The 13,148-nt window shown below is 41.5% G+C and carries 10 protein-coding genes and 1 pseudogene; 7 read left to right on the top strand and 4 right to left on the bottom strand.

The annotated features are described in order from the left end of the window. Both E0409_RS07915 and E0409_RS07910 read left to right on the top strand, forming a co-directional pair. On the top strand, positions 1–189 hold a 189-nt coding region (locus tag E0409_RS07915; protein ID WP_171458792.1), incomplete at its 5' end, for a transposase. 137 nt (positions 190–326) lie between these two features. Then, on the top strand, positions 327–1,709 hold the full coding sequence (locus E0409_RS07910) for a PQQ-dependent sugar dehydrogenase (RefSeq protein ID WP_131289471.1): 1,383 nt from the start codon (positions 327–329) through the stop codon (positions 1,707–1,709). Positions 1,710–2,407: 698 nt separating this feature from the next. On the opposite strand, the gene E0409_RS07905 is transcribed toward E0409_RS07910, so the two are convergent. Beyond that, positions 2,408–2,830 (bottom strand): YkvA family protein, encoded by a 423-nt coding sequence (locus E0409_RS07905; protein ID WP_250852364.1) that lies wholly within the window; start codon positions 2,828–2,830, stop codon positions 2,408–2,410. Positions 2,831–3,074: 244 nt separating this feature from the next. Then, positions 3,075–3,881 carry a cytochrome C assembly family protein gene (locus tag E0409_RS07900; RefSeq protein WP_131289469.1) on the bottom strand — a complete coding sequence of 269 codons (807 nt, stop codon included), beginning with the start codon at positions 3,879–3,881 and terminating at the stop codon, positions 3,075–3,077. 138 nt (positions 3,882–4,019) lie between these two features. On the opposite strand from E0409_RS07900, the gene ffh reads away from it, so the two are divergent. After that, positions 4,020–5,426 (top strand): signal recognition particle protein, encoded by a 1,407-nt coding sequence (gene ffh / locus E0409_RS07895; protein ID WP_131289467.1) that lies wholly within the window; start codon positions 4,020–4,022, stop codon positions 5,424–5,426. 209 nt (positions 5,427–5,635) lie between these two features. Then, positions 5,636–6,211: pseudogene (locus E0409_RS07890) on the top strand (RBBP9/YdeN family alpha/beta hydrolase). A gap of 127 nt (positions 6,212–6,338) precedes the next feature. Here the strand turns inward: E0409_RS07890 and E0409_RS07885 are convergent. Both E0409_RS07885 and E0409_RS07880 read right to left on the bottom strand, forming a co-directional pair. Then, a complete protein-coding gene (locus tag E0409_RS07885; protein WP_131289465.1) occupies positions 6,339–7,079 on the bottom strand; it encodes a type III pantothenate kinase in 741 nt (246 codons plus the stop codon). 9 nt (positions 7,080–7,088) lie between these two features. After that, a complete protein-coding gene (locus tag E0409_RS07880) occupies positions 7,089–7,847 on the bottom strand; it encodes a biotin--[acetyl-CoA-carboxylase] ligase (protein WP_131289463.1) in 759 nt (252 codons plus the stop codon). 30 nt (positions 7,848–7,877) lie between these two features. Between E0409_RS07880 and E0409_RS07875 the strand changes: the two genes are divergently transcribed. From E0409_RS07875 to smc, 3 genes are all read left to right on the top strand, one after another. Continuing rightward, positions 7,878–8,687: a sulfite exporter TauE/SafE family protein gene (locus tag E0409_RS07875; RefSeq protein WP_131289461.1), complete on the top strand. Its 810-nt coding sequence runs from the start codon at positions 7,878–7,880 to the stop codon at positions 8,685–8,687. Positions 8,688–8,989: 302 nt separating this feature from the next. Beyond that, positions 8,990–9,685: a GntR family transcriptional regulator gene (locus E0409_RS07870; protein WP_131289459.1), complete on the top strand. Its 696-nt coding sequence runs from the start codon at positions 8,990–8,992 to the stop codon at positions 9,683–9,685. A 10-nt stretch (positions 9,686–9,695) separates the two neighbouring features. Continuing rightward, positions 9,696–13,148 (top strand): chromosome segregation protein SMC, encoded by a 3,453-nt coding sequence (gene smc / locus E0409_RS07865; RefSeq protein ID WP_131289475.1) that lies wholly within the window; start codon positions 9,696–9,698, stop codon positions 13,146–13,148.

Here is a 13,148-nt window from a genome sequence, read left to right as displayed (position 1 = left end):
AAAGGAAAAAGGCTTCAGGAGTTGATACGCTGTGCAGGCCATTACATTGTGTGGCTTCCTAAATATAGCCCGGACTTAAATCCTATAGAAAAAATGTGGTCACGAGTAAAAATGATTCGCAATAAGTTTAGAGTTAAAGATATTGATAAATTGTTTAAAGATTACTGTAATGATTTATTTGGTATTTAGCTATAAATGAAATATTAATAATAAAACTCAAAAACATCATCATTGGTTATTATTTTTTACTAAAAGACTCAAGCAAGTTTGAGATTTATAGGTGACAGTAAGGTAGGGCTATTGCAATAAAAATAAGGAGAGAAAAGATGTCTGCTCGATTTTTACTGCCCATTTTACTTCCCATAGCGGGCTCTGCCATCTTATTGGCAGTAACAGGATGTGCGTCACCCTCGAAGTCCCAAATTACAGACAGCTATGGTCCCCAACCTCATCTGCCTGAACCCAAATCCAGTTTGTTCCCTACGGTGAATATTGCCCCGGCTAAAGGCTGGCCTGCAGGGACTATGCCAACAGCTGCTGCGGGTTTAAAAGTACAAGCATTTGCAAAAGAACTTCAGCATCCGCGTTGGTTGTATGTGTTGCCTAATGGGGATGTGCTGGTGGCTGAAACCGATGCCCCCCCTAAGCCAGATGACAGCAAGGGCATTAAAGGCAAAATCATGAAACTGGTGATGAAGCGTGCAGGATCATCACATCCAAGTGCCAATCGCATTAGCTTGCTCCGTGATAGCAATGGCGATGGGGTGGCTGACCAAAAAACCGTATTTTTACAAAATCTCAATTCTCCATTTGGCATGGCACTGGTCGGCAATACGCTGTATGTGGCCAATACCGACTCCCTCATGCGCTTTCCTTACCAAACTGGTGCTACTCAAATTACTTCAAGCGGCGCCAAAGTACTGGATTTACCAGGTGGCACTTTAAACCACCACTGGACCAAAAATGTGATTGCCAACCCTACGGGCACAAAACTCTATATTACGGTGGGTTCAAACAGTAACGTGGCTGAAAATGGATTAGATCAAGAAGCGGGTCGCGCACTGATTATGGAATTTGATATTGCAAGTAGCAAAGCACGCCAATTTGCGACCGGCCTCCGTAACCCAAATGGGATGGACTGGCAGCCGCAGAGTGGCACGCTATGGACGGTGGTGAATGAGCGCGATGAAATTGGCAATGACTTGGTGCCTGATTACTTGACCTCAGTCAAAGACGGGGTTTTTTATGGCTGGCCCTATAGTTATTATGGTCAACATGTAGACACCCGGGTGAAACCGCAAAACCCTGAGCTGGTCGCTCGCGCGATTCCACCTGATTATGCATTGGGTAACCATACGGCATCATTAGGTTTGACATTTTATACTGCCGAACTAATGCTACAATACCGCGGTGGTGCATTGATTGGTCAGCATGGCTCATGGAATCGTAAACCCCATAGCGGTTACAAAGTTATTTTTGTGCCGTTTAAAAATGGACAACCTTCTGGTCAACCACAAGATGTATTGACTGGCTTTTTAAGTGATCAAGGTGATGCGTTTGGGCGGCCTGTGGGTGTAGCAGTTGATTCCTCAGGTGCTATTTTGGTCGCTGATGATGTAGGGAATATGATTTGGCGCGTATCACCAGTTGCTGCAGCAACTGATAACCGTCTAATGAATAAGGCAATAAACACGGCTTCAGCCAACTAGCCGTCAGTGAGTTCACAACCTATTGAAGGAAAAGCGGCTCATAATCAGCAGTTAAATAGTAAATAATTGATTTTTAGAAGCTCAATATTTGATCTAAGCTTAAAGCAGTATCTTGCTGCTTGAATTGGGTTAGATTAGGTTGAGCCATGATGAAACAAAAATAGTGCGTCAGGCATTCACTCGGTATTTTAGAGGTTTATCCAAGTTTTATTTGCATTTAAAACAGATAATAAAAAACCCCAACATCCTGTTGGGGTTTTTCGTATTGGTTCACTTGGTATAACTCCTGTCGTACCTGCCCATCCTTGTGCGATCTTTCTTATTCTTGTTATTTGGAACATCCTGTTCTCTATGTCCCCATCATAGGAAATTGCAGTCAGGTCGTATAGGCGCAAAGAGCCGGAATTGTTGTGAGCATATGCGTACAAAGCTGGCTAAAAACTATCCCAGTTTTATTCGCAAAAATTGAATATAGTTTTTGTGCTGAGAGCATCGGGAACATTAAAAAAGTGATCATTTTTTTTTGGTAAAAGACTTTATTTTAAATTTAAAAAAAACGACTTGTTTGCAAGCCGGGATTCTGCTGATATTTTGTATTTTAGTTTAACTTGCTGATATTGCATTATTATTTCAATTGTATTTCGTATAAATGACATTCTATTAAATGGGTGGAAGGATTAGGAAATTTTTAGAGAATTTCACTCTTTAAAAATAGGTAGCATAGAGAGCGGATAATTCATGAAATACAAGGCCAGATATCCCAAAAATACAAGCCAGATCAAGATAATGATTCCTGCTGCCCAACGGTTTACCGGTCTCTCGACGAGTGTAGCAGCGAGAACTCTACAATCATCTATAATGTTTTGTGGAGTAAGTTTAATAACCAGCAAAAGACCTAAAGGGACAAAAATAATATCGTCTAAATATCCAAGGATGGGAATAAAATCTGGAATTAAATCAATGGGTGATAAGGCATACGCAGCAATAATTAGAGCTAAGAGCTTTATAAAATTGGGTGTTCGCTTATCTTTTGCAATAAGCCAAACAACCAAGATATCTTTCTTGAGTGATTTAGCCCATTGTTTGATTCTTTGATACATCGTGGATATTAAAAAAGTCATCGAGATTTAATTATCATTGGGTTTTCTTAAATTAATATAAATTTTTACTCTCCTATTCAGAATTTCTCAAATTAATAGAATATGAGTTATGATAAATACTATTATTATTTATTTAAAATCAATGCTTTAGATTTTATTAAAAAGCCCAGTCTTACTGATCGGGCTTTTTTAATGATTTATCATATTTCGCACGGACTATCTGCTTATTGTTCCGTGTCTGGGATTAAGCAAATGAAAAAGGTGCTTATTTTCCTAAAATCATTTCCAGTACAAACTTGGAACCAATAAAACCAATCGCCAGCAGCATAAAACCAATCAAGGTAAAGCGAATGGCTTTTTGACCACGCCAGCCAAGTTTGTAATGACCAATCAGCAGCGAGCCATAAACAAACCAGGAAATAATACTAAAGGCAGTTTTATGCGCTAAGTGCTGGGCGAAGAAGTCCTCAATGGTGAAGAAACCAAAACCGAGCGCCAAAGTCAGTAGCATAAAACCAGTAATGATTAAATCAAACAGCAAAGATTCCATGGCTTGGAATGATGGGAGTAGGTTGACCCAAATTCTTTTTTGCTTGTTTTTTAATTCACGATTTTGGAACCACAGAATCACCGCTTGTATGGTGGCCATCAGTAGAACCGCATAGGCCGATAAAGACAAAATAATATGAATGTCCAAGCCTAAAGAGTGTGCTTCAATCACCTGATTTGATTTACTTAAGGCAAAACCTAAAATCAGGCCGATCGCAGCAACAGGAACACCCAGTAAATTGAGCGCCAAAATGGGGCGGTAAGTACTAAAGATTAAACTCAACAATAACATCAGACCCGATGTAAATGACAGTAACAGAAATACGTCATAATTTACACCTAAGGGTGTCACCATATCGTTATATAAAACAACAGTATGTAGCAATACCCCTAAACCGAGTACAAGCCCTATAAACCAATGGTTCGGATCACGCTTTGACATTAAGTGAATAAACAAATACCAGAAAGATGTGGTATAAGAAATTAATGCTAAGATCGTGTAAACCAAGGGGAGACTGATCATGTCAAACCTTTTTCAGGATGTTGAATATTCATTTATATAAATTCTACGTGAACTACAGTATCCTATAGCATCTTATGCATAAATTTTCTATTTTAAGAAAGATTTTTTTGCAACTGGCAATTTTAAGCGGATTTTGCAATGTTTGATACCTTAACAGAACGACTCACGCAGAGTTTAAGAAATGTTACTGGCTCAGGGCAGCTAACCGAAGACAATATTAAAGATACGTTACGTGAAGTACGTATGGCACTTCTTGAAGCCGATGTTGCGTTACCTGTAACTCGTGAATTCATCGCGAAAGTTAAGGAAGAGGCATTGGGCCAAGAAGTGATGACTCAGTTATCACCGGGCCAAGCATTCGTAAAAATCGTCCATGACGAACTGACAAAAATGATGGGCGAGGCCAATGAAAGCCTCGACCTCGCAGCAAAACCACCCGTGGTGATACTGCTTGCAGGTTTGCAAGGTGCGGGTAAAACCACCACTGCTGCAAAACTTGCACGTTTCTTACAAGAACGCCAAAAGAAAAAAGTAGCCATGGTTTCTGCTGACGTTTACCGTCCAGCAGCAATCAAACAGCTACAAACGGTTGCAGGCGAAGTAGGCGCAATTTTCTTTGAATCGAGCGCTGACGAAAACCCAATTACCATTGCCAATCGTGCCATTGAGCAAGCAAAAATCCAGTTTGCTGATGTCCTGATTGTCGATACCGCAGGTCGTTTACATGTCGATGACGACATGATGGACGAAATTAAAGCGCTTCACGCAGCCATTAAGCCAACTGAAACCCTATTTGTGGTTGATGCCATGACCGGTCAGGATGCGGCGAATACTGCAAAAGCCTTTAATGATGCATTGCCTTTAACCGGTGTGATCCTGACCAAAACGGATGGCGATGCACGCGGTGGTGCGGCACTTTCGGTTCGCGCCATTACGGGTAAACCAATCAAATTCCTGGGTATGGGTGAAAAACTCGATGCCCTAGAGCCATTCCATCCTGAGCGTATTGCACAACGTATCTTGGGTATGGGTGACGTGCTTTCTTTGGTCGAAGAAGTTGAACGCAAGATCGACAAAGAAAAAGCCGAAAAAATGGCGAAAAAATTGCAAAAAGGCGGTAGCTTCAACTTTGAAGATATGCTGATGCAATTTGAGCAAATGAATAAAATGGGCGGCATGATGGGCTTCTTGGACAAGTTGCCTGGCATGAGCAATTCAGGGATTCAAGATGCGATTGCGCAAGCGAACCCTGAAAAGCAAGTGAAAAAAATGGAAGCGATTATCCAGTCGATGACCATTAAAGAACGCCGTAATCCAGACCTGATGAACCCGAGCCGTAAAAAACGTATTGCAGCGGGTTGTGGTATGGAAGTTGTTGAAGTCAATAAACTGATTAAACAACATGCGCAAATGGCGAAAATGATGAAGAAATTTGCCAATCCGTCAGGCATGGCAAAAATGATGAAATCATTGAGTGGTATGCAAAATAAATTCGGCGGTGGTGGCGGTATGGGACCATTGTTCGGTGGAAACGACAAGAAGTAAGATTATATTTTTTCGTAAAAAAAGGCGCTCTATGCGCCTTTTTTGTTTTTATCAGATCATTTAGGAATTTTAAAACTTAGAAATAATTTTTTGTGAAGTTGTAGGTTAAATAAAATTAAAATGAGAAATACAAAACAACTCTACCTATTGTTATGAAATGAGATAAAAATGAAACCATAATAAAATTGTCCATAACAAGAAGAAAAGATATGTCAGCATTACAAAATCAAAAGAAAGTTTATATCGTGCATGGTGATCAGGAATCACAGAATGATCACTGGTTTCCATGGCTCAGCCAACAGGTTCAACATTCAGGTCATCTTGCAAGACGTCTGATACTACCCGATGCAAACGCGCCTAATTTTCAAATATGGCAACAATCGTTGCAGATGCAAATGCCAAAATTAGATCCAGAAAGTATTATTGTTGCGCATAGTCTGGGCTGTCTTGCGAGCTTGCATTTTTTAACTCAGGCACTCAGCCAGACTCAAATTAAAGGGCTGATTTTGGTTGCCGGTTTTAAAGATAAATTAACTGCATTGCCCGAATTGGACGGTTTTATTCGGCAGGCAAAATTAGACATGGCCATTTTGCAAAAATAGATTGCGACCCGGTTTTTACTGTTTTCCTGCAATGATCCTTATGTGTCTCCACCTAAAGCTGTCCTGTTAGGGCACTTTATTAATGCCCAAATGCAAGAGGTGAAGCATGCGGGGCATTTTATGCGAAGCGATGGTTTTGAAGAATTTAAACAAGTTTGGGATATTCTGAAACCTTTGCTATAGCTAAATTTCAAATAAATTGGCACAGTAATCTTTAAACAATAGATCAATATCTTTAACCCTGTCAGTGACATTTTATTGATTCAGAAGGATGTATGGAACTGCCAGAGGTCTGGCAGACAATTCAACCTTATCTCATTTCAGCATAATACTGAATATAGCGCTGTAGACCTTTCAACAATAAATCGGTTTCTATAATCGGATGGTATTGTTGTAAAAAATTGGCGAATAAAGGCGCGTCACCGCCTGTTAAAATCAGTTGTCGAGGTGATTGCTCTAGCACCTTTTCAATGCTACTCACCAGCCCTAATAAAATGCCATGATGTACCGCATCTATGGTATTGCGTCCCGGTGTCAATGCATCAAAGGCTGCATCAGGAATCTTAATGCCCTTGGTGTTTTGAATCAGGGAATCTCGCTGTAAATACAGGTTCGGTAAAATATAACCGCCCAAATGCTGTAAGCCATCCACAAGATCAATGGTCAAAGCCGTCCCGCAGCTAATCACACAATAATTTTGCTCTGGATCACGTGCGACAGCCAAAACCTGTAACCAGCGATCAATACCGAGTTGGCTGGTATTATCATAACCACAACTTAAACCGGCATATTCAGCCTGCACTTGAGCAAACACCACTCGAATACCAAGACTTTTTAAGATGTATTGAATACGGTCGTTGTTTTTCTTGTCTTGTACCGAAGAGACACCCACATTATTCAGGTTCAAACTTTTAAAGTGCTGAATCAGACCTAAAAGTAGATCGGCAGGCGACTGTAGATGCATTTCTGCAGTATGTTCGATGACTTGATTATTATCGGTAATCCAATATTTTAGACGGGTATTCCCAATATCTAACCATAAATTCTTCATTGCATTTCTCTAAAGAGAGGTTTCTAAGCGGCGTAAGCGCCCTTGATAAAATTGTTTTAAGCCTTCGCTGGTTTCAATGTTGACCGCACCATCATCCTGAATCCCTAAAAAGGTACCTGAACATAGCCCCGAATGATGCTCAAATTCAACCGCCTGATTTTTGAAAGCCGCATAGTGATTGAAACGGGCAGCAAGGTTATAACAATGATGATCAAACCATTCACTGGCCTGTTGAATCGCCATATATAACTCTGCAACAAGCTGAATACGAGAAATATGGGTCAAGCCCAATTCACTGAGTGAAGTTGCATGTTGGTCAATATTTTCTTTGGGAATGGGTTCAAGATTGATCCCTACACCGACAATCACCTGATGCGGGGAAAGCGGTTCAACCAGAATTCCGCCCCATTTGCCCTGGGTGCTATAAAGATCATTCGGCCATTTCACTTGTAAATCCAAGTTCTTCAGACTCGGCATTTGTAAAATATTTAATGCAATTTCAAGGGCAAGCCGACCATCAATGGGTGTTCGCGTATTCAGCAATGTGCTTAAATAGATGTTCCCTTCAGGGGAGACCCATTGTCGTTGACGTTGTCCACGACCTTGAGTTTGTCTGGTACTACAGACTAAAACGTTCTGAACGCCTTTGAGTGCAATTTCCCGTACATCATCATTGGTTGAAGTCGTGACTGGTTTCAGTATTAAAACTTCAGGGAGCTGATGAGCTTCGTCGAGGATTTTTTGCAGTTGTCGAGTCTCTAAATCCATTTAAATCTAAGCAACAGTGGAATGTGAATAATGGAGTTAATCATATATTTATTGATTGGTGCAATGGCTGGTTTTGCCGCTGGACTGTTTGGTGTCGGTGGCGGCCTGATTATTGTGCCAATTTTATATATTGTGTTCACGCAGCTGCAGTATGATCCTTCAGTCATTATGCATTTGGCCGTCGGTACCTCATTGGCGACCATTATTGTGACCTCAATAAGCTCTGTCTCAGCGCATCATAAACGCGGTGCGGTAATGTGGAATGTATTCCGTAATTTAGCTCCAGGTCTGGCTTTAGGCTCATTTTTAGGTGCTGGTATTGCTGACTATATGTCGGGTCAAGGCTTACAGTTACTGATTGGATTCTTTGCGGTCTGGGTCGCATATGGCATGTTTAACGGTGCAAGTAAACCCGTTGATCCGTCGCATCATTTACCGTCTAAAGGCATGCAACTGCTTGCAGGTGGAGGCATCGGGATTGCATCGGCTATTTTCGGCATCGGTGGGGGCAGTCTTACCGTCCCGTATTTAATCCGTCATGGTGTGGTGATCCAAAAAGCGGTAGCAACCTCTGCAGCAGGTGGCTTACCCATTGCGATTGCCGGGGCACTAGGTTTTATGTGGTTTGGCTCGAATACCTCGGTTGAAGTACCGCATAGTATTGGTTATGTGCATATTTATGCCTTTATCGGCATTAGTGTAATGAGCTTCATTACTGCAAAACTTGGGGCAAAAGTGGCGCATAAGTTGTCTCCAGCGATGCTGAAAAGATGTTTTGCCTGCCTTTTAACTACGGTAGGTATATATTTTATCTATCAGGGTTTTTCGACTTATTTCTAATTTTTTAAAATAAGTGATCAAAACAGATTTTAAAGGTGCGCTACGGTTAAACTGTTCGCATCTTTTTATATTTAAATATAAAAATAAAATGATTATTGATGTAATGTAAGGTTAATCAATAGATAAGATTGAATGTTTAATCCAGTTGAGCCATGTTAAAAAAATTAAATTGGCCTTAAAGACTTAATAATTGTCTGACAATGTCATTTTTTAAATTGATTAAACGCAGTAAAAATAACAGGGTCAATCTAGACGTGTGAAAATTTTTCGATTGCATCTTATAAAAACAAGATAGGACGAGTATGCAACAACAGGAAAAAGACAGTTTGTCCGAACAAATTGCGAAGCATATTAGTGAGCAAATTATTCGTGGTGAATTGGTTGAAGGTGAACGCATTCAAGAGTTGCGGATTTCGGCTGAACTCGATGTCAGTCGTGGCTCCGTGCGTGAAGCATTATTGCTGTTGGAACGCACGCAACTGATTGAAATTTACCCGCGCCGTGGTGCAGTTGTGTCAGAAATGTCTGCGCAACAAGTTCGTGCTTTATTTGATATGAGCGCGTTGCTATTGGGACAAATTGTGCATCGGGTGGCGGAAACCTGGCGCAGCCATGAAGCTGAAAGAATTCAGGCATTATTGCAGCAATTGCATGAAGAGACACGTCAGGGACATACTGAAAAATTCTATGATTTAATCTTTCAAGGTATGGCGCGTCAGCACGAAATGGTAAGCAATCCTTATTTGATGAAGTTCTATCGAGAGCTGTTACCCTCAATGCGCCGCAGCTATTTTTTAACCTTAAATATCTCTCGTCGCGAGCTAGAGGAATCATTTGAACTGTTTAAATTGGTGACTGATGCAGTTTTGATCCGAAAATCACAACAAGCTACTTTATTTATGGATGATTTTTGTCGACACTTGCGCAACCTTGTGTTGGAATCTCTAACACGGATGAAACAAATCGAACTTGCATGGGCAAGACGTTCACGACGTTGATCAGGACATTATGCGTTTAAGCAGCTTAAAACTTTCCGGCTTTAAATCTTTTGCCGATAGTACGACTTTACATTTCAAGGCGAATCGTACCGCTGTTGTTGGGCCAAATGGTTGTGGTAAATCTAATGTGATTGATGCCATCCGTTGGGTGATGGGGGAATCAAGTGCACGCCAACTGCGTGGTGGCAGCATGCAAGATGTCATTTTTACCGGTACGGCTAAACGTAAACCTGTAGGCGTAGCCAGTGTTGAACTGCGTTTTGACAATACCTATGGCAAGCTCGGTGGTGCATACAATGCCTATAATGAATTGGCGGTGCGTCGTCAGGTCAACCGTGATGGCAAGTCTGAATATTTCTTAAATGGTACCAAGTGCCGTCGTCGTGATATCACCGATATTTTCTTGGGCACTGGTCTTGGGCCACGTTCATACGCGATTATTGAACAGGGCATGATTAACCGTCTGGTCGATGCCAAACCTGAAGAAATGCGGGTGTATATTGAAGAAGCTGCGGGTGTTTCGCGTTATCAGGCACGTCGTCGTGAAACCTTGTTGCATCTCGATCACACCACACAAAATTTATCGCGGCTTGAAGATATTGCTTCAGAGCTGAAGTCACAGCTGAAAACCCTGAAACGTCAGTCTGAAAGCGCGATTCAATATAAAGAACTGGAAACCCAGATTCGCACCATCAAAGTTGAAGTGTTGTCTTTTCAATGTGAACAAAGTAGCCGCTTGCAGCAAGAATATACCCTGCAAATGAATGAGTTGGGCGATACTTTTAAGCTGGTTCGTTCGGAATTAAGCACTCTGGAACATGATTTAACGGCGACCAGTGAACTGTTCCAGCGCCTGATTCAGCAGTCCACACCACTGCAAAATGAGTGGCAACAGGCTGAGAAAAAACTGTCTGAATTGAAAATGACCCTGGAACAGAAACAGTCTTTGTTCCAGAAAAATAGTTCGACTTTAACTCAGCTCGAACAACAAAAGCTACAAACCAAAGAACGACTACAATTAATTGAATTGCAAATCGAAACTTTGCAATCGCAACATGAACAGCAGGCAGAGCAATTACAACAGCAAGAAAGTCAGAACCAAGACCAGAGCCAAAGTTTTGCTGATTTAAAGGCACAGCAGCAGCAAGTGCAGCAACAGTTTGAACTGGTCAAAACCCAAGTTGAGAAGCAGCAACAGCAAAAAATGCAGATGCTGGCGCAAAGTGAGCAGTTGGCGAAAAATATTGCCCGGATCGAACAGCAAAAGCAGACTCTGCAACAGCAAACAGCACAGCTTCAACACCAAGATCAGCAAGATGATATTGCACAGCTTGAAAGTGAAAAATCTCAGCTTGGTCAGCAGATTGAGCAATTAGAACAAGCGACTCAAACCCAGAAACAAACATTAGAGTCAGTGCAAGCGCAGTATGCACAGCAGAAAAATGATGTTTCAAGTTTGAAATCTGCGATTCAGGTGTTGCAATCAGAACAGAAAAATCTCAATCAGTTGCTGATTAAGAATAGTCCGAAAGTTCAGAATAATGCTGTGCAGTTGATGCAAGTATTGAAGCTGAAAGATCAGGCCAAAGCACATGCCAATCTGATTGAAAAGTTTTTGGCAAAATGGCTTTCTGCACAGGTATTAGATGCGGATGCTGATTTCGCTGAAAGTATTGCCCGTCAGTTGAAAAGCAATAGTTCGCAAGATCACATTCAATTGGCTGGGTTGCCTTGTTTGGCTGACTGGATTGAGTCGCCACAACATTCCATTTGGCAGCAGGTTGCGGTTGCGGACAGTCTCAAACAGGCCTTGTCTTTACAATCACAATTAAGCACCGGTCAGTCCATCTTAAGTCTGGATGGCTATCATGTGGGTGCGGATTGGGTGATTGGTTTATTTTATGATGAGGCAAGCCAAGCCGGGCAAGGGGCACTCAGCCATCGTATCCGTTTAGATGAAATTGAAACGGCACTTGCACAGCAGTTGCCGCAGCTTGAAGCTGCGGAACAACAATTGCCGGAAATCTTCCAACAGATTCAAACGCTGCAAAAAAACATTCAAGATCAGCAAGACCAGTTAAAGCAACAGCAAAAGGCCTTGCAACAGCTTGATGTCAATATTGCGAAAGTACAAAGTACGGCTCAGGCATTTTCAGTACAGAAACAACAATTGCAAAATCAGTTACAGCAACTCGATGCGCAGCTTGAAGAAGATGCCATGCAAAAAGATGATCTGGAAATTGATTTGCATGCCTTGAATTTAAAACTTGAGCAGGCTTTACCGAATTATAAGACTCTGCAATTTCAGGTTGAAGAACTCACCGAACAGCTGGAAAATAACCAGCACACGTGGCAGCAAGCGCAACAGGAATTGGAGCTGCTACGTCGTCAGGCTACACAAACTGGGCAACAAGTTGAATTGCTGGAAAAAGATGCTTCCTTCTCAAAAGCACAATATCAGCAGATTATTGCGCAAATGGAACAGGCGAAAAAATTTGTCGATCCGGTCCAGCTAGAACTGCCAGCACTTGAATCACAATTTAATCAACAATCACAAGTCACAGAGAAGTTGCAAAAGACCTGGAATGAATGGCAAGTTGAACTGAATAATATTCAAGAAAAACAGCAACAGTTGACCGAACAACGTCATCAGCATCAACAGCAGGACGAGAAATTACGCGGTCAACTGGAAGAAAAGCGTCTGGCCTGGCAAGTGGCCAAATCGGATTTTCAACATTATTCAGAACAACTGAATGCATTGAATAGTGAAGTCATTAGCGGTTTAAATATTGACCTGGTTTCACATCAACAACAACTGGAAAAAGCCCAACAACGCTTTGAAAAATTGGGTGCAGTTAATTTGGCTGCTTCTGAAGAATACGAAGAAGTATCCAAGCGCTTTGAAGAGCTGAGCCATCAAATTGAAGACTTGGAAAAAACGGTTGATCAATTACAAGGGGCCATGAAAAGTATTGATCAGGAAACCCGCAAGTTGTTTATGACCACCTTTGATCAGGTCAATCTCGAGCTACAGGATTTGTTCCCTAAAGTATTTAATGGTGGAGAAGCGAGTTTAAGTCTTGAAGATGACTGGCAATCGGGTGTAAAACTAATGGCTCGACCACCGGGTAAACGTAATAGCTCTTTGGCACTCTTGTCTGGTGGTGAAAAAGCGTTAACAGCATTGGCATTGGTGTTTGCAATCTTCCGTTTAAATCCGGCACCGTTCTGTGTTCTGGATGAGGTAGATGCCCCTTTGGATGATGCAAACGTGGGACGGTTTTGTAATTTGGTAAAAGAACTTTCTGAACAAGTTCAATTCATTTACATTACCCATAATAAAGTTGCAATGACGATGGCAACCGATTTGTTAGGTGTTACCATGCCAGAACCTGGTACATCAAAATTAGTCACTGTCGATTTGGAACAGGCAAAAGAATACGGTTTAGTCGCGGAGTCATAG

It is taken from the genome of Acinetobacter sp. ANC 4862 (genome assembly GCF_004336635.1).
Taxonomy (GTDB): Bacteria; Pseudomonadota; Gammaproteobacteria; order Pseudomonadales; family Moraxellaceae; genus Acinetobacter.
Note: the sequence above shows the minus strand (reverse complement) of the source record. Positions and strands in the feature narration are given on the sequence as shown.